Raw genomic sequence first — 21,664 nt, 5'->3', positions numbered from 1 at the left:
GTCAGGGCACCACCACGACGGGCCAGCGGCCGGTGCGGACCAGGCGGGTCGCCACCGAGCCGACCAGCCGGTGACCGGCCTGCTCGGAGGCGCCCACCACCACCATGTCGGCCTGGAACTCGTCGGCCGCCGCGCACAACTCGCCGTACGCGTCGCCGCGCCGGACCAGCAGGGTCACCGGAATGCCCCACTGCTCGGCCCCACGGCGGCACTCCCGACGCAGCTCGTCGGCCAACTCGTCGTGGGTGCGCTGGACCGCGCCGGCGTCCATCCCGGGCACCAGGGCGGTGAGCCCGCTCGCCGAACTGACGAAGACGACCACCAGGGCGGCTCCCTGCCGGCGAGCCATCCCGGCGGCGTAGGAGCCGGCCCGCTCGGAGGTACGGGTGCCGTCCACGCCCACCATGATCACCCGCGGGCCGTCCGTGCCGCGTTCGAAGGGCAGCGGGCGGGTCCGGGGGCCGTACTCCTCGCGGTCCGGTGCTCCCACGCTCATCGCTCTACCTCACCTCTGCTCGCCGGTACGGACGACGGCTGCTCCGGCACCGGCTGCGAGGGTCGATTCCCGCTCGACCTCGTCGGAAACCGGGTTGCCGTTGTGCTGGCGCAGCGGCACCTCCTTGATGAAGGTCACCGCGATCAGGGCGAGCAGCGCGAAGGGAGCGGCGGCCAGGAAGATGTCACCGGCGCCGTGGCCGTACGCGCTCTCCACCACGACCCGCAGCGGGCCGGGCAGGGTGTGCACGTCGGGCAGGGTGCCGCCGCTGCCGGAGCTGGACGCCGGGATGCCGAGCTGGGCCAGCCCGTCGGCGGTGTAGTCCTTGACCTTGTGGGCCAGCACCGCGCCGAGGGCGGATACGCCGATCGCGCCGCCCAGGCTGCGGAAGAACGCCACCACCGAACTGGCCGCGCCGAGCTCGTGTGGGCCGACGGTGTTCTGCACGGCGAGGACGAGGTTCTGCATGGTCAGGCCCAGGCCGACGCCGATCAGCACCATGTAGACGCTGAGCAGGGTGAAGCTGGTGTCCGCGCGCAGCGTGCCCATGAGGGCGAAGCCGATGGTGAGCAGCACCGAGCCGGCCACGAGGAACCGCTTCCAACGGCCGGTCCTGGTGATGATCCGTCCGCCCACCGTCGAGGCGACGAGCAGGCCGAGGATCATCGGCAGGGTCATGAGGCCGGACATGGTCGGGGTCTGGCCGCGGCTGATCTGGAAGTACTGGCCGAGGAAGATCGACGCGCCGAACATGCCGACACCGACCGCGATGCTGGCGACGACGGCGAGGCTGATGGTGCGGTTGCGGAACAGTCGCGGTGGGATCATCGGCTCGGCGGCCCGGGTCTCCACCCGGATCGCCAGCGCGCCGAGGACCAGCGCGCCGAGCACCATGACGGCGGTCTGCCAGGACGCCCAGGCGAACTGGTCGCCGGCGAGCGAGACCCAGATCAGCAGCACCGAGACGGCCGCGGTGATCAGGGTGGCACCCCACCAGTCGATCTCCGCCTTACGCTTGATCACGGGCAGGTGCAGCGTCTTCTGCAACACGATCAGCGCGACGATGGCGAACGGCACGCCGACGTAGAAGCACCAGCGCCAGCCGAGCCAGGAGGTGTCCACGATCACGCCGCCGATCAGCGGGCCGCCGATGGTGCCGACGGCCATCACGGCACCGAGGTAGCCGCTGTAGCGACCCCGCTCGCGCGGGGCGATCATCGTGGCCATGATCACCTGGGCCAGTGCGGTGAGGCCGCCCGCGCCGATGCCCTGGACCACCCGGCAGGCGATCAGCTCACCGGTGCCCTGCGCGAGGCCGGCCAGCACCGAGCCCAGGACATAGATCCCCAGGGCGAGCTGGACCAGGGTCTTCTTGCTGGTCAGGTCGGCGAGCTTGCCCCAGATGGGGGTGGTCGCGGTGGTCGCGAGCAGGGCCGAGGTGACCACCCAGGTGTACGCGGACTGGCCGCCGTGCAGTTCGGTGATGATCCGCGGCAGCGCGTTCGAGATGACCGTGGAGGAGAGGATCGCGACGAACAGGCCCAGCAGCAGGCCGGAGAGTGCCTCCAGGATCTGCCGGTGGGTCATGGTGACGGCGGTCGCCTGGGTGGGCGCTGTCGCCTGGGTCATCGTTGTTGCCTCCGAGCGGAGTCGAGGTGGAACGGCGGTTGACCTGGTACGCGTGGGCCGCCTGGGAGTTGCCCGAAGCAACCGTATGCCTTGGTTGCCTGAAGCAACAACTTGTTGGACCGGCGCCGTATTCCCCGCCGCGCGGCGCTACTGCCAGGAGTCGTTGAACCGACCCAACAGCCGGGCGAACTCCTCGACATCCCGCTCCGGCCAGCCGTCCAGGGCCCGCAGGAACTCCCCCAGCCGCGCGGCGCGGGCCACGTCGAACCGGTGCTGCCCCTCCTCGGTGAGACTGATCTGCGCGGCCCGCCGGTCGCTCGGGTCGGGGTCGCGGTGGACCAGCCCGAGCACCTCCAGCGCGTTGATCTGCCGGCTCAGCGTGCCCTTGCCCACGCCGAGCCGCGCCGCCAACTCGGTCAACCGGATCGACCCACTACGCCGCAACCAGAGCAGCAGCCCGTAGGTGTTCGGTTCGAGGTTCGGGTGCACCTCGCGGGCGATCTCCCAGGAGACCGCCCGGCCACGACGCAGCAGAGCGGTCAACTCGTGCTCGACCGCCCGGATCGGCTCCGGCAGGTGCTCATCCACGGCCTAGAGACTACGGCTCGGTCGACCCGCCGCCGCCCGAGAGTCGGCGTCGCATCACCGGGCGTAGCAGACCGTCCTTCGTGGTGCCCTCGATGGTCACGTCAGCACCCCGCCCCTGATGGGTCAGCGTGGCGACCGCGTTGCCGAAGTAGGGGCCGGCCAGCTTGCGCCAGCGCACCCCCGGGCGGCGGACACCCGCCGAGCGGGCCAACGCCCGGGTCGCCCCGGCCGGCCCGGCCGACCAGCCCAGCCGCATCAGCGGACGGATGCCGGCCGGCACCTGGTTGTGGATCGGCGAGCAGGTGAGCTGGTGTACGGGAGTGACCACCGCCGGGTCGGCGAACCGGGCCCGCGCCACGTACGAGTGGTGCACGTCCCCGGAGAGCACGCTGATCGACGCCGGCGGGGCGTACGCCGGACCGGCGCCCACCCGTGCGCCGGACTCCCTCGGGGTGCCGGTGCCGATCCGGGCGAACGTCTCCGCCATCGCCTCGAAGGAGCGCCGGAACGCGGCCCAGTGCTCCAGGTCCAGTGCGCGGCGCAGCTTCTCCGCCCCGCGCGCCACCCACGGCCGGCGCGAGTCCGCCAACTTCTCGTTCCATGCCTCGATGTGGTGGATGCCCTGCGGCAGCAGCCACGGCAGCGAAGCCCCGACCACCAGGTGGTCGTAGACCCCGTGCGCCTGGTCGAGGAACCAGGACCACTCACCCGGCGGCAGCATCGCCCGGCTGCCCGCGTCGAGCACCCGGCTGCACCGGTTGTCCAGCATGACCAGCCGGGTGCGTCCCAGGTCCAGTGCGTAACTCCACTGGTACTGCACGGCGCGCCAACGCTCCGTGTCGTGCGCCAGGTCGGACTCCTGATCCACCCGGTGCCCGAACTCGCGCAGCACGCCGGTCGCGTCCTCGGCGGCGGCGACCTTCGCGAAGACCGGGTCGGCGGCGATCTCGTCGGGGGACAGGTTGCCCAGATGCTGGTAGACCCAGTACGAGGCCAGCCCGCTGCCGATCCGCTCCGGCCACCACGGCTGCTCGCGCATCTCGGCACGCCACGCCGCCGAGGTGTTCCAGTCGTCGATGATCTCGTGATCGTCGAAGATCATCACGCTCGGCACGGTGGACAGCAGCCAGCGGATCTCCGGATCGCGCCACGACTCCAGGTAGAGCTTGGTGTACTCGTCGAAGCTCACCACCTGGTCGGCCGGGGCACCCTTGGGCCGCCGCCGGCGCCGGCGCAGCAGCCGGCGCACCGTGGGCGAGGTGACGTCGGCGTAGACCTGGTCACCGAGCAGCACCAGCAGGTCGGGCAGCGGGTTGGACTCCGGGTCGGCCATCAACCGCCGGGCGTACGCGTCGAGCGCGTCCGGCGGCAGCTTGCGGGTGGTGGCGTGCTGGGTGGTCTCCCGGCACGAGCCGAAGATCAGATTGACCGGCTGGTCCCGGTCGTCGGCGGCCCGGGTGCGGATCACGCTCGGCGGGAAGCCGCTGCTCGGCACCGGCCAGACCACCTCGTCGTCGACCAGCACCTCGTAGGTGGTCGCGCTGTCCGGGGTGAGCCCCTCCACCACGACCAACGCGTAGTGGTGGTCGTACGCCGAGAAGGTGGGTGCGGTGCCGGTGGCCCCGTCGGCGGTGCGGACGGTGACCACGGCGGGCGCCGCCGTCTCCACCCAGATCGTCGCCCGGGTGTCCACCACTCGCCGCAGGAGTGGGCCGATGAGAAGGTGTGCGGCGGGCATGCGGCCGAGCCTACCGCCGGTTCCCCGCACCGGCCGCGTGCGGTGGCTGAGACCCCGGGCGTCGCCCGGCCGGCGGTCGGCTGCGATCCCGGGCATCGCTCGGGGTGCGGTGGCTGGGACGCCGCCGCCGGCATCTGACAGGATTCCGGCATGGCCGAATATCTCGTCCTCGCTCTGGTCCTGCTCGGTGTGCTGATCGCCGGCACAGTCGGGCTGGTCGTGCCGCGTCTGCGGCGGCGGCCCGAGCCTCCGCTGCCACGCACCGAGGTCGACACCCGGGCCGAAGAGGATCTCGCCGGCCCACCGGTCGAGGCACCCGAGTCCGATCTGTCCACCGGTGTCCTGGTCGAACCGCCGCCGGTGCTCGAGGCGCCCGCGCCGACCGTGGAGGTGCCCGAGCCGACCGCCGGGCGGCTCGTCCGGCTCCGCTCGCGGCTGTCCCGCTCGCAGAACGTCTTCGGCAAGGGCCTGCTCGGCCTGCTCGCCCGCGACCACCTCGACGAGGACGTCTGGGAGGAGATCGAGGACAGCCTGATCACCGCCGACGTCGGCGTCGACGCCACCCGCGACATCGTCGACCGGCTCCGCGAGCGGACCCGGGTGCTGGGCACCCGCTCGGCCTCCGAGCTGCGCGCGCTGCTCGCCGCCGAGCTGGTCAACGCGCTCGACCCGACCCTGGACCGCTCGCTGCGGACCGCCCCGAAGGACGGCGTCCCCGCGGTGGTCCTGGTCGTCGGCGTCAACGGTGCCGGCAAGACCACCACCTGCGGCAAGATCGCCCGGGTGCTGGTGGCCGACGGCCGCACCGTACTGCTCGGCGCCGCCGACACCTTCCGGGCCGCCGCCGCCGACCAGCTGGAGACCTGGGGATCGCGCGTCGGCGCGGAGACCGTCCGTGGCCCGGAGGCCGCCGACCCGGCCAGCGTCGCGTTCGACGCGGTCAAGCGCGGCATCGACACCGGCGTGGACACCGTGCTCATCGACACCGCCGGCCGCCTGCAGAACAAGGTCGGCCTGATGGACGAGCTGGGCAAGGTCAAGCGCGTGGTGGAGAAGCAGGGTCCGATCGACGAGACACTGCTCATCCTCGACGCCACCACCGGGCAGAACGGCCTGGAGCAGGCGCGGGTCTTCACCGAGGTGGTCAACGTGACCGGCGTGGTGCTGACCAAGCTCGACGGCACCGCCAAGGGCGGCATCGTGATCGCCGTGCAGCGCAAGCTCGGCATCCCGGTGAAGCTCGTCGGCCTCGGCGAAGGCAAGGACGATCTGGCCCCGTTCGACCCCGCGCAGTTCGTTGACGCGTTGCTGGGGACCGAGGCCACCGGACGGGACGCGTAGTCTCGGGTGACCACTGACGATCGCGCGTACGCGGGCTGGCGTGACCCCGGCCACCCCTCGCAGCGCCTCGGGAGACCGTACGTGACTTCGCAGGAGATCCCGCTGCACGGCGGCAACGTGAGCACCGTCGTCCGCGTGGGGGACACGGTCCGTCGCAACGCCGGACCGTGGACCCCGTCCGTGCACGCCCTGCTGCGTCACCTGGAGTACGTCGGGTTCACCGGGGCGCCCCGGGCGCTCGGTATGGACGAGCGCAACCGCGAGGTGCTGTCGTACCTGGAGGGGGAGTGCGGGGAGTACCCGCTCGCCCCGCACTGGGTGACCGACGAGGCGCTGGTGACCGTCGCCACCATGCTGCGGATGTTCCACGACGCCCAGTACGGCTTCACGCCGCCGCCGGGAGCGGTCTGGCGCTCGTTCGGGCCGCCGCCGCCGGACACCGAGGTGATCTGCCACCACGACGCCGCGCCGCACAACGTGATCTGGCGTCCGGACGGCACGCTGGGGCTGATCGACTTCGACCTCGCGTCGCCCGGCGCCCGGATCTACGACGTGGCGTACGCGGCCTGGACGTGGGTGCCGATCTTCGCGGACCGGGATTCGATCACGCTGGGCTGGAAGCGTCCGGACCGGCCGCGCCGGTTGCGCCTCTTCGCCGACGCGTACGGGCTGATCCCTCGGGACCGGCACCGGCTGATCCGGACCATCCGCAAGCGGATCGTGGACCACGTCGAGGGGATCCGCCGGATGGCCGCGGCCGGTGAGCCGGCGTTCGTCCGGATCGTGCACAAGGGGCACCTGCGCCGGCCGATGCGCGACCTGCGGCTGCTCGACTACGAGCGGCACGCCCTGGAGAACGCCCTCCGCTGAGCGGTGACCGGTCGATGCTCGGGCGGTCCCGGCAAGCGGGCCGGCCGATGGGCCTGGCCGGTCAGCCATCGACGCCCGCCGTCCGGGCGATCCACCACCGTCCATGCCGCGTACTGTGCGGACTTCGTGACACGTACGAAACAACCCGTCACCAAACGGAAACCAGCACGGGACCCTGGGTGAAACAGCCGGCCGCGAAGCTTCCGCGCAACCGGCCTACGGGCGACGCTGCCCCGGAAAGCCGCGAAGGAGGACTTCACCTTTAGGAGGCCAGCGTGCCTGAAGCACCGACGATCGACGGCGCCAATACCACATGGCTGCTGGTTTCGACCGCGCTCGTGCTGCTCATGACCCCCGGACTGGCGCTGTTCTACGGCGGCCTCAACCGGGCCAAGGGCGTACTCAACATGATGATGATGAGCTTCTCCGCCATCGGGCTCATCTCTATTCTGTGGTGGTTCTACGGCTTCAGCGTCGCCTTCGGGACCGACGTGAACGGCTTCTGGGGCGACCCGGGCGCATACCTCGGCACCAAGACCTTCCTCGCCGAGACCGACCTGTGGGGTGCCACGGCGGAGAACCCCAGCGGCATCGGGATTCCGCTCTACGTGTTCATGGCCTTCCAGATGGTCTTCGCGGTGATCACCGTCGCGCTGATCAGCGGTGCCATCGCCGACCGGGCCAAGTTCGCCGGTTGGCTGCTCTTCGCGTTCGGCTGGGCCACCCTGGTCTACTTCCCGGTCGCGCACTGGGTGTGGGGCGGCGGCATCATCGGCGCCGACATCCACGCACTGGACTTCGCCGGTGGCACCGCGGTGCACATCAACGCCGGTGCGGCGGCCCTGGCCGTGGCTCTGGTGCTCGGCAAGCGACTCGGCTGGCCACGTGAGGGCATGAAGCCGCACAACATCCCGCTCGTCGCGCTCGGTGCCGGTCTGCTGTGGTTCGGGTGGTTCGGGTTCAACGCCGGCTCGGAGCTGACCGTCGACTCGGTCGCCGGTCTCGCCTTCATCAACACGCAGCTCGCCACGGCGGCGGCGGTGCTCGGCTGGATCGCGGTCGAGTGGATCAAGGACCGTAAGCCGACGATGGTCGGTGCCTCGTCCGGCGCCATCGCCGGCCTGGTCGCCATCACCCCGGCCTGTGGCTTCATCGCCCCGTGGGCGTCCGTCCTGCTCGGCATCATCGCCGGTGCGGTCTGCGCGCTCGCCGTCAGCCTCAAGTACCGGCTCGGCTACGACGACTCCCTCGACGTGGTCGGCGTGCACTTCGTCGGCGGCTGGATCGGGTCGCTCTGGCTCGGTCTCTTCGCCACCAACTCGGTCAACGCCGCGATCTCCGACGTGGTGGGCGCCTCGGACGGCCTCTTCTACGGCGGCGGCGCGACCCAGCTCGGGCGGCAGGCCCTCGCCGGCCTGATCGTCACCGCGTGGTCGTTCGGCATCGCCTGGGTGCTCGCCTTCGTCATCGAGAAGACCATCGGCTTCCGCGTCAAGGGCGAGGCCGAGGTCGAGGGCATCGACATCGCCGAGCACGCCGAGAGCAGCTACGACCTGTCCCCGGCGGGCGGCGGCACGGGCAGCGCGTTCGCGATGGCCGGCATCGGCACCCCCGGTGGCGGCACCACGAGCGCCGCCAAGCCGGAGGCGGAGCCCGCCGAGCCGGTCAGCGAAAAGGTCGCCGGTTAACGTTCCTGGGATGGAGGGGTTGGACATGAAGCTGGTGACCGCGGTCATCAAGCCGTACCAACTGGACGCGGTGAAGGAGGCCCTGCACGCCCTCGGGGTGGCCGGGCTGACCGTCAGCGAGGTGCAGGGGTACGGGCGGCAGAAGGGGCACACCGAGGTCTACCGGGGTGCCGAGTACACGGTCGAGTTCCTGCCCAAGATCCGGGTCGAGGTGCTCACCGACGAGATCGACGTGGACAAGGTGGTGGACGCCATCGTCGGCGCCGCCCGTACGGGCAAGATCGGCGACGGCAAGGTCTGGGTCACCGGTGTCGAGGAGGTCGTCCGGGTGCGTACCGGCGAGCGCGGCCTCGACGCTCTCTGATCCGGCCACGACCGACATGACCTCGTTGATCAAGGGGAACGCGTCCGGGCACACCGGTGACGGTGACGCGAACCTCTTGATCAACGAGGTCGTCGGCGTACGCGGGGGGATCGGGGAGGCCGCTCGGCGGGGGCGGGCCGCCGCGTACGACACCTTTCTGCGCGGGCTGCTGCCGGCGCGCGACGGGGTGGCGTTGCTCGCCGTCGGCGGGTTGGGGCGGCGGCAGTGCGCACCGTACGGCGACCTCGACCTCGTCCTGCTGCACGCCGGGGTGCCCGGCACGGACGAGCTGGCCGCCTCGCTGTGGTACCCGATCTGGGACGCCGGCCTGCGACTCGACCACTCGGTACGCACCGTCTCCGAGGCGCTGTCCGTCGCCCAGGACGACGTCAAGGTCGCTCTCGGGCTGCTCGACGCCCGGCTGGTGGTCGGCGACCGGGCGCTGGCCGACTCACTGATCCGCACCGCCGCCGACCACTGGCGGCGTACCGCCGTGCGGCACCTGCCCGGTCTGCGGGAGGTCACCGACGCACGCTGGCAGGCACACGGCGAACTCGCCTTCCTGCTGGAGGGCGACCTCAAGGAGGCCGCCGGCGGGCTGCGCGACGTGGGGTTGCTGCGCGCGATCTCCGCCGCCGGCATCACCGACGCGCTGCGCCCCGCCGTGCGCGCCGCCCACCTGCGCCTGCTGGACGCCCGTGACGCCCTGCACGAGCAGGTCGGCCGCCGGGTCGACCGGCTCGTCGCCCAGGAACGCGACGGCGTGGCCACACTGCTGGGCCTGGAGGACGGCGACGCGCTGCTGCGCCGGGTCGCCGGGGACGCCCGTACGGTCAGCCACGCCCTGGACGACGCCTTCCGGGCCGCCGACCGGCTGCGCTCCGGCCGGTCCCGAGGCGGAAACGGTCGCCCCGGGCGCCGTCCGGTGGCCCGCGACGTCGTCGAACACGACGGTGAGTTGGTGCTCGCGCGGACGGCGATCGGAGCGCGCCCCGACCCGAGCCTGTCGCTGCGGATCGCCGCCGCGGCGGCCGCCACCCGGCTGCCGATCGCCCGAGCCACCTGCGAGTGGCTGGCGGCGTACTGCCCACCGCTGCCCGCCCCCTGGCCGGCCGAGGCCCGGGCCGCGCTGACCACCCTGCTCGGCGCCGGTGCCGGCCTGGTGCCGGCCTGGGAGACGTGCGACCGGTACGGGCTGGTCGACGGCTGGCTGCCGGAGTGGACCCGGCTGCGCAGCCTGCCCCAGCACAACCCGGTGCACCGCTACACCCTGGACCGGCACCTGGTGCAGACCGCCCACGAGGCCAGCCGGCACACCCGCGAGGTGGAACGCCCCGACCTGCTGCTGCTCGGTGCGCTGCTGCACGACATCGGCAAGGGCCTCGCCGGTGACCACAGCACCGTCGGGGTGCCACTCGCCGAGGCGGTGGCGACCCGGATCGGTCTGCCCGCCGCCGAGACCGAGCTGATCGGCAAACTGGTGCGGCTGCACCTGCTGCTGCCCGACGTGGCCACCCGCCGCGACCTGGCCGACCCGGTCACCATCGCCTCGGTGGCGGAGGCCGTCGGTGACACCGGCACGCTCGATCTGCTGCACGCGCTGGTGCGCGCGGACGCGGCGGCGACCGGGCCGGCGGCCTGGTCGGACTGGAAGGGGCGGCTGGTCGCCGAGCTGGTCGCGCGGGTCCGTACCGCGCTGGACACCGGCGTCCTGCCCGAGCCGCCGGCCCCGGACCCGGCGCTGCTGGCCGGGCCGCTGCCGGTCGTCCACCTCACCGGGGACCGGGTGGCGGTGGCGGCGGCCGACCGGCGTGGTCTGCTCGCCACGGTGGCCGGCTGCCTGGCGCTGCACCGACTGGAAGTGATCTCCGCGGACGCCTCGGCGGTTGACGGCCGCGCTCTGGTCGAGTGCCGGGTGCAACCCCGCTACGGCCTACCGCCGGACCCGGTGCCACTCCGCGCTGACCTGCGCCGGGCCGTCGCCGGCGACGTGTCGGTCACCCAGCGGCTACGCGGCCGTGCCCTCGCCAGCCGTGGCGGCGGCGCGGCTCCCCGGGTGGTCTGGCACCGCGAGGCGGCCACCGACGCCGTACTGCTGGAACTGCGCGCCGCCGACGCCGCCGGACTGCTCTACCGGGTGACGTGCGCGCTCGACGAGGCCGGCGCCCTGGTCCGCGCGGCCCGGATCTCCACCCTCGGCGCTGACGTGGTGGACGCCTTCTACCTGGTCGGCGGATGGCCCGACGACGCCACCCGGGCCCGCCTGGAGGCCGCGGTCCTCGCCGCCGTCTGACCCCGGGATGTGCTTCGGATCCTCCAGGAGTTGCGGTTGCGGTTGCGGTTGCGGTTGCGGTCCCGAGCGGCAGGGCCGCGCGCGTCGACGGGCCCGGCGCGTGCCGGGGCGAAGCCGTCTCCGTTGTGGGCCTGATGACTGTGCGGCATCAATATGCCGCACAGTCATCACGCTCACGGGGGCATCCGCCACCGGCTGCCGGCTGCTCTCTCCGCCGTCAGCGTGCGCCGGTGGTGCTCAGCCCCGAGGGTGACAGCGGGACCGCTCGCCCTCGCCGACGGCAAGGCCGGGTACGTCGCGGGACGTAGGAGCGGTGCCGCTCGTGGACGCACGTCGGGGAGCGTCGGCGCGGGCAGAATGACGGCATGCGGCAGAGTGGTCGGCACGGGCGGCGGGACACGGCGGCGGACGCCGCGCTCGCCCTGGTGCTGCTCGGGTTCGGGCTGCTCGCCACCGGTCTGGCCGGCGACAATCAGCCGGGGTCCACGCCGGTCGACACCACCTGCCGGGTGCTGCTCGCCGTCGCCGCGCTCGCCCTGGTGGTCCGGCGCCGCACTCCGGTCGTCACCCTCGCCGTGGTCACCGTGGCCACCTCGACGTACCTGGTGATCGGCTACCCGTACGGGCCGATCCTGCTCACGTTCCTGATCGCGGTGTACACCGTGGCGGTGTGGCTGCCGGTGCGTCCGGCGGCGCTCGCCACCGGTGCCGCGTTCGTGCTGTTGTTGGCGCACGTCTTCTTCGGTCGGGGCCCGGCCCCCGGTTGGGCGGGAGTGTTGCCCGCGTCGGCCTGGGTGGTCGTACCGTTCGCGGTGGGGGTGGTGGTGCGGGTGAGTCGTGAGGCGACCGCGCGCACCCGTGCCGAAGAGGCCCGCAGCCGTGTCGAACAGGCGCGACGGCAGGCCGACGAGGAGCGGCTGCGCATCGCGCAGGAGGTGCACGACGTGGTGGGGCACGGGCTCGCCGCGATCAGCATGCAGGCGGAGATCGCCCTGCACCTGCTGCCGAAGCGGCCGGAGCAGGCGGAGGTGGCCCTGACCGCGATCAGCCGGACCAGCCGGGAGGCCCTGGACGAACTGCGGGTCACCCTCGGCGCGGTGCGACGGGGCGCGGAGCGTGAGCCGGTACCCGGCCTGGCCCGCCTCCCGGCGTTGCGCGAGCGGCTCGCCGGGGCCGGGCTCGCCGTCGAGGTACGCGTGGTCGGTGGCCCCGGGGAGTTGCCCGCCGCGGTGGACCTGGCCGCGTACCGGGTGGTGCAGGAGGCGTTGACCAACGTGCTGCGGCACGCGGGGGTGGCGAGCGCGGAGGTGACCGTGGACTACCGCGCGGACGAGGTGACCGTCGAGGTCACCGACCGGGGGGTGGGGACGGGCCGCGCCGGGGCTGCTCCGGTCGACGACGAGGGCGGCCACGGTCTGGCCGGGATGCGGGAGCGGGTCGCGGCGCTGGGCGGACGGTTGACCACCGGGCCGCGCGCCGGGGGCGGGTTCCGGGTGTACGCCGGGCTGCCCGTGGAGCCCGCGACGTGATCCGGGTGCTGATCGCCGACGACCAGGACCTGGTCCGGCTCGGGCTGCGCGCGCTGGTGGAGAGCGAGGACGACCTGGCGCTGGCCGGCGAGGCGGCCGACGGCCTGCGGGCGGTGGAGCTGGCCCGGCGGGAACGGCCGGACGTGGTGCTGATGGACATCCGGATGCCCGGCATCGACGGCATCGAGGCGACCCGCCGCATCGTCGCCGACCCCGACCTGACGGGTACGCGGGTGGTGGTGCTCACCACCTTCGAGCTGGACGAGTACGTCTTCGACGCCCTGCGGCACGGTGCGAGCGGGTTCCTCACCAAGGACACCCGGCCGGCCGAGTTGCTGCGCGCGATCCGGCTGGTGGCCGAGGGGGAGGCGTTGCTGTCGCCGTCGGTGACCCGGCGGGTGGTGCGGGAGTTCGCCACCCGACCGTCGCGGGTGCCCCGTCCGCACCCCCGGCTGGACACGCTCACCGACCGGGAGCGCCAGGTGGTCGGCCTGGTCGGTGAGGGGCTGAACAACGAGGAGATCGCCGCCCGGTTGGTGGTCAGCCCGGCGACCGCGCGGACCCACGTCAGCCGGGCGATGGGCAAGCTGGGAGCCCGGGATCGGGCCCAGCTCGTCGTCTTCGCGTACCAGTCGGGGTTGGTCTCGGGGTGAGGGCCGGGCCGGGCGACAGCGGCCCCGCGGCCGGGCGGCTACCCTAGCGGTGGCCGGACTCCGCACTGCCGGCCGCGTTGTGCCCGCCGGAACACTGACAAACGGGATGTTCGCGTGTTTGACACCTTGAGTGACCGCCTGTCCGGGATCTTCACCAAGCTCCGCGGCAAGGGGCGGCTCACCGACGCCGACATCGACGCCACCGCGCGCGAGATCCGCCTCGCGCTGCTGGAGGCGGACGTTGCGCTGCCGGTGGTCAAGGGCTTCATCGCGGCCGTCAAGGAGCGCGCCCGCAGCGCCGAGGTCTCGCAGGCGCTGAACCCGGCCCAGCAGATCATCAAGATCGTCAACGAAGAGCTGATCAACGTGCTCGGCGGTGAGGGCCGGCGACTCCAGTTCGCCAAGCAGCCGCCCACCGTGATCATGCTGGCCGGCCTCCAGGGTTCCGGTAAGACGACCCTGGCCGGCAAGTTGGCCCGCTGGCTCAAGGGCCAGGGGCACCAGCCGCTGCTCGTCGCCGCCGACCTCCAGCGTCCCAATGCCGTCGGGCAGCTCCAGGTGCTCGGTGGTCGGGCCGGCGTCGAGGTGTACGCCCCGGAGCCCGGCAACGGCACCGGTGACCCGGTGCAGGTGGCGCGCGCGTCGATCGAGCACGCGAAGCGTGCCGCCCGCGACATCGTCATCGTCGACACCGCCGGCCGGCTCGGCATCGACGCCGAGATGATGCAGCAGGCCGCCGACATCCGCGACGCCGTCTCGCCGGACGAGGTCATCTTCGTCATCGACGCGATGGTCGGTCAGGACGCCGTCCGCACCGCCGAGGCGTTCCGTGACGGCGTCGGCATCACCGGTGTGGTGCTCTCCAAGCTCGACGGCGACGCCCGCGGTGGCGCCGCGCTGTCGGTGCGCGAGGTCACCGGGCAGCCGATCCTGTTCGCCTCCACCGGCGAGAAGTTGGAGGACTTCGACGTCTTCCACCCCGACCGGATGGCCAGCCGGATCCTCGGCATGGGCGACGTCCTCACTCTGATCGAGCAGGCCGAGCAGGCCTTCGACTCCGATCAGAAGGAGAAGATGACCGCCAAGCTGATGGGCGGTGAGCAGTTCACCCTGGACGACTTCCTCGACCAGCTCATCGCGGTGCGGCGGATGGGCCCGATCGCCAACGTGCTGGCCATGATGCCCGGCATGGGGCAGATGAAGGACCAGCTCGCCGAGCTGGACGACAGCCACTTCGACCGGGTCACCGCGATCATCCGGTCGATGACCCCGGGCGAGCGGACCAACCCGAAGATCATCAACGGCTCCCGCCGGGCGCGTATCGCCAACGGCTCCGGGGTCACCGTGATGGACGTCAACCAGCTGCTCAACCGCTTCGCCGACGCGCAGAAGATGATGAAGCAGATGGGCGGCATGATGGGCCTGCCCGGCGGCGGCCGGCGCAAGGCGACCAAGTCGCCGAAGAACAAGCGCAAGGGCACCAAGGGTGGCGGTCGGCCGCGTACCGGTGCCGGCCTTCCGGGCGGCCTTCCGGGCGGCCTTCCGGGTGGCATGCCGCAGCTCCCGCCGGGGATGGACCCGAACGACCTCGCCGGTGGCCAGGGCCTGCCGCCCGGCTTCAAGCTTCCAAAGATCGACTTCAACAAGCTCGGCAAGGGCGGCGACAACCGCCCCCGCTGACGCGTGTCGGTGGCGGCGTCGCGGACCCCGAGGTGATCGGGTAGGACTGTGCGCATGGCTCTTCACGTGCGTGGTGTGCTGCTCCCCGCCGACGAGGTCCGGGATCTCTGGCTGGTCGGCGACCGGGTGACCTTCACCCCGGTGCCCGAGGCGGAGACCGTGGTCGACGGCGGCTTCGTCCTGCCCGGGCTTGTTGACGCGCACTGCCACATCGGCATCGCCCGAGGTGGCGCACCGATCACCTCGCTCGACCAGGCCCGCGAGTTGGCCCACGTCGACCGGGACGCCGGGGTGCTGGCGATCCGCGACGCCGGTTCGCCGTACCCGTACCCCGATCTCGACGACGAGCCGGACCTGCCGCGACTGGCCCGCGCCGGCCGGCACGTCGCGCCGCCGAAGCGCTACCTGCGCGACATCGGCGTGGAGGTCGGTGCGGCCGAGGTCGCCGCCACGGTGGCCGCGCAGGCACGGGCCGGCAACGGCTGGGTCAAGCTGGTCGGCGACTGGATCGACCGTGGCGTGGGCGACCTGGCGCCGTCCTGGGACGCGGACACCCTCACCGCCGCCGTGCGGGCCGCGCACGACGCCGGGGTACGGGCCGCGGTGCACACCTTCTCCGAGTCGGCGGTCGAGATCATGGTGCGGGCCGGGGTCGACTCGGTGGAGCACGGCACCGGGCTCAGCCTCGACCTGATCGACGAGATGGCCCGCCAGGGCACCGCCCTGGTCCCCACAATGATCAACATTGCCACCTTCGGGAGCATCGCCGAGCAGGCGCGGGCCAAGTTCCCCGGGTACGCCGAGCACATGCTCTCGTTGCGCGACCGCTTCCCCGAGGTGGTGCGCGCGGCGCACGAGGCGGGCGTACCGATCTACGTGGGCACCGACGCCGGCGGTGGCATCGACCACGGGCTCGCCGCCGACGAGATGCTGCTGCTGCACGAGCAGGCCGGCATGGCACCGCTCGACGTGCTCGCCGCCGCCTCCTGGGGTGCCCGGGACTGGCTCGGCTTCCCCGGCCTGGTCGAGGGCGGCCTCGCCGACCTGACCGTCTACCCCGAGGATCCCCGCCGCGACCTACGCGTCGTCCGGGCTCCGTCCCGCACGATCCTGCGCGGCCGAGTGATCCGCTAACCGCCCCCGTCCCCGTCCCCGTCCCCGCCCCGGCCCCGCCCCGTCCCCCGTCCCCCGCCCCCGCGCACGCTCTGCTCCTCGCCGCGCCGCTCGTGCTCCGCGCCGGGCGCCGCGCCCGCTCCGCGCCGGGCGCCGCTCGCGCGGCGCGCCCCTCGCAAGATCGCGCTCGATCCAGGATGTAGTGGCCCCGGCGACCTGGGATGCCACTACATCCAGGATCGAGCGCGATCTTGGCGCGGAGGGCCGCGGGCAGCGCGGCGGGGCGGGGTGTGCGGCGCGTGGCGGGGTAGGGGCGTGCCGGGGTACCCGGGGCTGGTCAGTGGGTGAGGCGGGCTGCGGCGCTGAAGAGGTGCACGGCCAGGTCGGCCAGGGCCGTGGCGGTCTGGTCGATCGGGGAGCGGGGGAGCACGATGTGGCTCACCACGAGCCGGACGATCGTGTCGGCGGCGAAGGCCAGCGCGGCCTGGTCCGCTCCCGGCAGGTGGTCGCCGGCCCAGTCGATCAGCGCGCCGGACGCCTCGGTGAGCACGACCTCGGCCCGGGTGGTGAGGTACGGGAGCAACTCGTCGGAGCCGCCTCGGGCACTGGTCAGGATGGCTTTGACCAGCGGGTTGTCGGCGGCCGTGGTGAGGGTGTGCGCGATCGCCGCGTGTGCGCCGGCGCGTACGTCGGAGCCGTGCGCGAGCAGGGCGGCCCGGACGTCGCCGACGAACCGGTCCACCTCGCGGCGGGCGAGCGCCTCGGCCAGCCCCGCCTTGCTGCCGAATTCGTTGTAGACGGTCTGCCGGCTCACCCCCGCCGTGGTGGCCACCCCGCCCATCCGGACCGCGTCCCAGCCTGCGGCGATGGTCCGCGCGCGGGCGGCGTCCACGATCGTGTCCCGCAGCCGCTGGCGGGGCGAGTCCGTCGATGTAGTCATGGTGGTCGAATTCTACGGGCGGTCCGCCGGGCCGCCCAGCGTCGAGCTGCCACCGCGACCCCGCGGGCCCGCCCCAGCGTCGAGCCGCCAGCGCGGCCCGCCCAGCCCGTCGGTCCGTGCGCTGGCGTGCGTGGTCGAGCCGCCAGCACGGGCCGGTAGCCCGCGCGGCACCGCCACCGGTCGCGGTGGCGGGCGGGTGCGACACGGCACGACGGCTCCCGGGCGCGGCGTCGCACCGCGTGACGCATAGGATGTGCGGTCATGGCACGCGTGCTCACTCCCCGCGCGGAGGACTTCCCCCGCTGGTACCAGGACCTGATCGCCAAGGCGAAGCTGGCCGACAACGGCCCGGTCCGCGGCACCATGGTCATCCGACCGGCCGGCTACGCCATCTGGGAGCGGATGCAGCTCGAGATGGACGCCCGGATCAAGGCGGCTGGCGCGGAGAACGCGTACTTCCCGCTGTTCATTCCGGAGAGCTACCTCAAGCGTGAGGCCGAGCACGTCGAGGGCTTCTCGCCGGAGTTGGCGGTGGTCACTCACGGTGGCGGCAAGCAGCTCGCCGAGCCGGTGGTGGTGCGCCCCACCAGCGAGACGGTGATCGGCGAGTTCATGGCCAAGTGGATCGACTCGTACCGGGACCTGCCGCTGCTGCTCAACCAGTGGGCGAACGTGGTCCGGTGGGAGCTGCGGCCACGGATCTTCCTGCGCACCAGTGAGTTCCTCTGGCAGGAGGGGCACACTGCGCACGCCACCCGCGAGGACGCGCGGGCGTACGCGCGGCGGATCCTGCACGAGGCGTACGAGGACCTGATGGTCAACGTGCTCGGCATCCCGGTCGTGGTGGGCCTGAAGACGGCCCGTGAGCGGTTCGCGGGCGCGACGGCCACGTACACCTGCGAAGGCATGATGGGCGACGGCAAGGCGCTGCAGTTGGGCACGAGCCACGAGCTGGGCCAGAACTTCGCCAAGGCGTTCGACATCAGCTACTCCTCGAAGGAGGGCGGTCGGGAGCACGCCTGGACCACCTCGTGGGGCACGTCGACCCGGATGCTGGGCGGCCTGATCATGGCGCACGGCGACGACAACGGTCTGCGGGTGCCGCCGCGGCTGGCGCCCATCCAGGCGTACGTCATGATCGTCAAGGACGGCGAGGGCGTCGCCGAGGCGGCGGCCAAGCTGCTCGACGGCCTGCGGGACGCCGGTGTCCGGGTCGCGCTCGACGACCGGACCGACACCGCGTTCGGCCGCCGGGCCGTCGACGCCGAGCTGCGTGGCTATCCGGTACGCGTCGAGGTCGGCCCCCGTGACCTGGCCGTCGGCAACGCGACGGTGGTGCGCCGTACCGACGGGTCGAAGGCCCCGACGCCGGTCGCCGACGTGGTCGGCGCGGTCCTCGCCGCGCTGGAGGCCGACCAGCAGGTGCTGCACGACCAGGCGTTGGCCAACCGCCAGTCGCGCACCGTGGAGGTGGCCACGCTCGCCGAGGCGATCGACGCCGCCGCGACCGGTTGGGCCCGGGTGCCGTGGTCGGTGGTCGGCGTGGCCGGCGAGGCCGAGGCGAACGGCCAGGGCGTCACGGTGCGCTGCCTGTTGCGTGCCGACGGCTCGGTACCGGACTCGGAGGACGAGCCGGACCTGGTCGCCATCCTCGCCCGCGCCTACTGAGGTGCTCGTCGACCGGTTCGAGCCGGGCCGGCTGATCATGCACCGGAACGTGCGGCACGGCCGGATCGGGTGGGTCCGGCCGGGCCGGGTGGTCAGCGACGACGAGCGGGGTCTGCTGGTCTGGATCGCCCGGGACTCCCCGGTGGCCCACGAGGTGACCGACGCCGGCCTGAACATGCGGTCCGTGCCGTTCGCCCAGTGGATCTCGTCGTCGTACCGGCTGGCGCACGGGCGCTGGAACGGGCCGCCGCTGCTGAAGTTCCTGCCCACCGGGGCGGCGCACTCGGTGTGGTGGTTCCGCGACGCGCAGGGCCGCTTCGCCCACTGGTACGTCAACCTGGAGGAACCCGGCGTGCGCTGGGACGACGGCCCGGTGGCCGGCGTCGACGTGGTGGATCAGGACCTCGACGTGGTGGTACGCCCGGACCTCAGCTGGGAGTGGAAGGACGAGGACGAGTTCGTCGAGCGGCTCGCCTTCGGCGACGACTACTGGGTGAGCGACGAGAAGGCGGTCCGGGCCGAGGGGGAGCGGGTGATCGCCCTCGCGGAGGCTGGCGAGTTCCCGTTCGACGGCACCTGGCGCGACTTCACCCCGCCGTCAGACTGGGACGTACCGGACGAACTTCCGCCGGGATGGGACCGTCCGCCGGTGCGCTGAGGGGTGTTCCGGGTCACCGGTGCGGTGGTGTGCGGGTCCGATGCGGGAGATCGGCAGCGGATCTGGCAGAATAGGTCGCTGGTATCCGGCGCGCGTTCGGCGCCCTCTAACCCGGGCGCGTTGCCAGTCCACCGAGTAGTCTCCGGCCCAACCCCACTGTGCCGGTCGGCGCTCACCCATGCACACCGCCCGTACCGGGCCGGTGAGATCGCAACAGGAGCGAAACAACTGTGGCCGTAAAGATCCGGCTCCTGCGGATGGGCAAGATCCGCAACCCGCAGTACCGCATCGTCATCGCCGACTCGCGCACCAAGCGTGACGGCCGGGCGATCGAGTTCGTCGGGGTGTACCAGCCGAAGGAGGACCCTTCGGTCATCGAGGTCAAGTCGGAGCGGGTCCAGTACTGGCTGTCCGTCGGCGCCCAGCCGAGCGAGGCGGTGCAGCGGCTGCTGGAGCTGACCGGTGACTGGCAGAAGTTCAAGGGCCTGCCGGCCCCGCCGCCGCTGAAGGTCAAGGCCGAGCAGGTCGACCGCAAGGCGGCGTACGAGGCTGAGGCGAAGGCCGCCGCCGGGCTGGCCCCGGAGACCCCGGCCAAGCCGGCCAAGAAGGCCGCCAAGGCTGCCGAGGCTCCGGCCGAGGCGCCGAAGACCGAGGCTCCGGCCGAGGCTCCGGCTGCCGCTGCCGACGCCGGTGAGCAGGCCTGACATGCCTCTGCGTCCGGCGTTGGAGCACCTGGTCAAGGGCATCGTCGACCACCCGGATGACGTCCGGGTGCGGATGGTCGATTCCCGTCGGGGCAAGCGGCTGGAAGTCCGCGTGCACCCCGAGGACCTCGGCACGGTGATCGGGCGGTCCGGCCGGACCGCCAAGGCGCTGCGTCAGGTGATCGGCTCCATCGGCGGGCGCGGAGTACGCGTCGACATCGTCGACTCGTACTGATGCAACTCGTCGTCGGAAGGATCGGCAAGCCGCACGGTGTCCGCGGTGAGGTCACCGTGGAAGTGCGGACCGACGAGCCCGAAGCACGGTTCGCCCCGGGGTCGGTGCTGCGCACCGAACCCGGGGCGGTCCCGCCGCCGGCGGACGGTCCGGGTGTGCCGTTCCGGGTGCCGGCCGAGCTGACCATCGAGGAAGCCCGCTTTCACCAGGGCCGGATGCTCGTCGCCTTCGACGGGATCCTGGACCGCGACGCCGCCGAGGCGCTGCGGGGGACGCTGCTCGTGGTGGACAGCGCCGACGTCGACCCTCCGGAGGACCCGGAGGAGTTCCACGACCACCAGTTGGTGGGTCTGGCCGTGGTCACCCCTGCCGGCGAGCGGCTGGGCGAGGTGTCCCGGATCGACCACGCGCCCTCCTCCGACCTGCTGGTGCTGCGGCGGCCCGAGGGTCGTACCGCGCTGATCCCGTTCGTCCGGGCGATCGTTCCGGAGGTCGACCTGGCCGGTGGACGCGTGATCGTCGACCCGCCGGCCGGACTGCTCGATCTTTAGGACCACCCCCATGCGCGTCGACGTCGTGTCGATCTTCCCGGAGTACTTCGCCCCGCTGGACCTGTCGCTGATCGGTCGTGCCCGGGCCAACGGCGTACTCCAGTTCGCCGTGCACGACCTGCGGACCTGGACGCACGACGTGCACCGCACGGTCGACGACACCCCGTACGGCGGTGGCCCGGGAATGGTGATGCGGCCCGAGCCGTGGGGCGCGGCGCTGGACGCGCTCGCGCCGGCCGAGGCCCCGCCGCCCCGGCTGCTGGTGCCCTCGCCGGCCGGTGCCCCGTTCACGCAGGCCATGGCGCACGAGTTGGCGTCCGAGCCGCACCTGCTCTTCGCCTGTGGCCGGTACGAGGGGATCGACCAGCGGGTGTTGGCGCACGCGGCGACCCGGATGCCGGTCACCGAGGTCTCGCTGGGCGACTACGTGCTCTTCGGTGGTGAGGTGGCGGTGCTGGTGATCCTGGAGGCGGTCACCCGACTGCTGCCCGGGGTGCTGGGCAACGCCGGCTCGCTGGACGAGGAGTCGCACGCGCACGGGCTGCTGGAGGCGCCGATCTACACCAAGCCGCCGAGCTGGCGTGGGCACGACGTGCCGGAGGTGCTCCGCTCCGGCGACCACGGCAGGATCGCGCGGTGGCGGCGCGAGGAGGGGCTGCTGCGGACCGCCGCCCGGCGTCCGGACCTGCTGGCCGCGCTGCCGCCCGATCAGCTCGACAAACGGGACATCGCGGCACTGGATCGGGCCGGATTTCAGCTGCCGCCGGGGGATGTGGCAAAGTAGGGGGGTTGCCGCATCCGTCCGCGCCCGCGGGCGGCTGCGAGGATCCCCGACCGGGGTCGGCCCGCCGACCACCACCCGGGGATCAGAATCACCCACCCGCGCACCGAGTGACGGTGCGCCGTGAGCCTCACGAGGACGCAGC

At 72.7% G+C, this 21,664-nt stretch carries 20 protein-coding genes; 15 read left to right on the top strand and 5 right to left on the bottom strand.

Annotated elements, in window-relative coordinates; genetic code table 11:
- Position 1: 1 nt before the first annotated feature.
- The 4 genes from AB0H52_RS03490 to AB0H52_RS03475 form a co-directional block, all read right to left on the bottom strand.
- A complete protein-coding gene (locus AB0H52_RS03490; RefSeq protein WP_192580335.1) occupies positions 2 to 496 on the bottom strand; it encodes a universal stress protein in 495 nt (164 codons plus the stop codon).
- A 9-nt stretch (positions 497 to 505) separates the two neighbouring features.
- Entirely contained in the window at positions 506 to 2,125 is a 1,620-nt protein-coding gene (locus AB0H52_RS03485) for an MDR family MFS transporter (RefSeq protein ID WP_357944983.1), read from the bottom strand.
- A gap of 147 nt (positions 2,126 to 2,272) precedes the next feature.
- Positions 2,273 to 2,713: a MarR family transcriptional regulator gene (locus AB0H52_RS03480; protein ID WP_225854595.1), complete on the bottom strand. Its 441-nt coding sequence runs from the start codon at positions 2,711 to 2,713 to the stop codon at positions 2,273 to 2,275.
- Between the two features lie 10 nt (positions 2,714 to 2,723).
- Positions 2,724 to 4,451: an alkaline phosphatase D family protein gene (locus AB0H52_RS03475; protein WP_357944980.1), complete on the bottom strand. Its 1,728-nt coding sequence runs from the start codon at positions 4,449 to 4,451 to the stop codon at positions 2,724 to 2,726.
- 150 nt (positions 4,452 to 4,601) lie between these two features.
- Between AB0H52_RS03475 and ftsY the strand changes: the two genes are divergently transcribed.
- From ftsY to AB0H52_RS03430, 9 genes are all read left to right on the top strand, one after another.
- The gene (gene ftsY / locus AB0H52_RS03470) at positions 4,602 to 5,792 is read left to right on the top strand and encodes a signal recognition particle-docking protein FtsY (protein WP_151490815.1); all 1,191 of its coding nucleotides are present in this window, start codon (positions 4,602 to 4,604) and stop codon (positions 5,790 to 5,792) included.
- A gap of 6 nt (positions 5,793 to 5,798) precedes the next feature.
- A complete protein-coding gene (locus AB0H52_RS03465; protein ID WP_192580334.1) occupies positions 5,799 to 6,662 on the top strand; it encodes an aminoglycoside phosphotransferase family protein in 864 nt (287 codons plus the stop codon).
- A 275-nt stretch (positions 6,663 to 6,937) separates the two neighbouring features.
- Positions 6,938 to 8,350 (top strand): ammonium transporter, encoded by a 1,413-nt coding sequence (locus AB0H52_RS03460; protein ID WP_151490814.1) that lies wholly within the window; start codon positions 6,938 to 6,940, stop codon positions 8,348 to 8,350.
- A 25-nt stretch (positions 8,351 to 8,375) separates the two neighbouring features.
- Positions 8,376 to 8,714 carry a P-II family nitrogen regulator gene (locus AB0H52_RS03455; RefSeq protein ID WP_172862163.1) on the top strand — a complete coding sequence of 113 codons (339 nt, stop codon included), beginning with the start codon at positions 8,376 to 8,378 and terminating at the stop codon, positions 8,712 to 8,714.
- Between the two features lie 16 nt (positions 8,715 to 8,730).
- A complete protein-coding gene (locus AB0H52_RS03450; RefSeq protein ID WP_357944975.1) occupies positions 8,731 to 11,007 on the top strand; it encodes a [protein-PII] uridylyltransferase in 2,277 nt (758 codons plus the stop codon).
- Positions 11,008 to 11,372: 365 nt separating this feature from the next.
- A complete protein-coding gene (locus AB0H52_RS03445; protein WP_357944972.1) occupies positions 11,373 to 12,536 on the top strand; it encodes a sensor histidine kinase in 1,164 nt (387 codons plus the stop codon).
- Positions 12,533 to 13,189, top strand: a complete 657-nt coding sequence (locus tag AB0H52_RS03440; protein ID WP_357944969.1) for a response regulator transcription factor — start codon at positions 12,533 to 12,535, stop codon at positions 13,187 to 13,189. The genes AB0H52_RS03445 and AB0H52_RS03440 overlap by 4 nt, the downstream gene beginning before the upstream one ends.
- 114 nt (positions 13,190 to 13,303) lie before the next feature.
- Positions 13,304 to 14,869 (top strand): signal recognition particle protein, encoded by a 1,566-nt coding sequence (gene ffh, locus AB0H52_RS03435; RefSeq protein ID WP_357944966.1) that lies wholly within the window; start codon positions 13,304 to 13,306, stop codon positions 14,867 to 14,869.
- A 54-nt stretch (positions 14,870 to 14,923) separates the two neighbouring features.
- Positions 14,924 to 16,003, top strand: coding sequence for an amidohydrolase family protein (locus AB0H52_RS03430; protein WP_151493269.1), 1,080 nt, complete (start codon positions 14,924 to 14,926; stop codon positions 16,001 to 16,003).
- A 316-nt stretch (positions 16,004 to 16,319) separates the two neighbouring features.
- On the opposite strand, the gene AB0H52_RS03425 is transcribed toward AB0H52_RS03430, so the two are convergent.
- Complete coding sequence (locus tag AB0H52_RS03425; protein ID WP_151490312.1) at positions 16,320 to 16,922, bottom strand: TetR family transcriptional regulator; 603 nt, start codon at positions 16,920 to 16,922, stop codon at positions 16,320 to 16,322.
- A gap of 261 nt (positions 16,923 to 17,183) precedes the next feature.
- On the opposite strand from AB0H52_RS03425, the gene proS reads away from it, so the two are divergent.
- The 6 genes from proS (at position 17,184) to trmD (ending at position 21,522) form a co-directional block, all read left to right on the top strand.
- The gene (gene proS / locus AB0H52_RS03420) at positions 17,184 to 18,590 is read left to right on the top strand and encodes a proline--tRNA ligase (RefSeq protein WP_151490311.1); all 1,407 of its coding nucleotides are present in this window, start codon (positions 17,184 to 17,186) and stop codon (positions 18,588 to 18,590) included.
- 37 nt (positions 18,591 to 18,627) lie between these two features.
- On the top strand, positions 18,628 to 19,248 hold the full coding sequence (locus tag AB0H52_RS03415) for a DUF402 domain-containing protein (protein ID WP_151490313.1): 621 nt from the start codon (positions 18,628 to 18,630) through the stop codon (positions 19,246 to 19,248).
- A gap of 230 nt (positions 19,249 to 19,478) precedes the next feature.
- A complete protein-coding gene (gene rpsP / locus AB0H52_RS03410; RefSeq protein ID WP_151490310.1) occupies positions 19,479 to 19,952 on the top strand; it encodes a 30S ribosomal protein S16 in 474 nt (157 codons plus the stop codon).
- Complete coding sequence (locus AB0H52_RS03405) at positions 19,927 to 20,187, top strand: RNA-binding protein (protein ID WP_172862164.1); 261 nt, start codon at positions 19,927 to 19,929, stop codon at positions 20,185 to 20,187. The genes rpsP and AB0H52_RS03405 overlap by 26 nt, the downstream gene beginning before the upstream one ends.
- On the top strand, positions 20,187 to 20,738 hold the full coding sequence (gene rimM, locus AB0H52_RS03400) for a ribosome maturation factor RimM (RefSeq protein ID WP_151490309.1): 552 nt from the start codon (positions 20,187 to 20,189) through the stop codon (positions 20,736 to 20,738). The genes AB0H52_RS03405 and rimM overlap by 1 nt, the downstream gene beginning before the upstream one ends.
- 10 nt (positions 20,739 to 20,748) lie before the next feature.
- Positions 20,749 to 21,522 carry a tRNA (guanosine(37)-N1)-methyltransferase TrmD gene (gene trmD / locus AB0H52_RS03395; protein ID WP_151490308.1) on the top strand — a complete coding sequence of 258 codons (774 nt, stop codon included), beginning with the start codon at positions 20,749 to 20,751 and terminating at the stop codon, positions 21,520 to 21,522.
- The last annotated feature ends 142 nt before the right edge of the window (positions 21,523 to 21,664 follow it).

Source organism: Micromonospora sp. NPDC050695, assembly GCF_040654415.1.
Classification (GTDB): Bacteria; Actinomycetota; Actinomycetes; order Mycobacteriales; family Micromonosporaceae; genus Micromonospora.
Note: the sequence above shows the minus strand (reverse complement) of the source record. Positions and strands in the feature narration are given on the sequence as shown.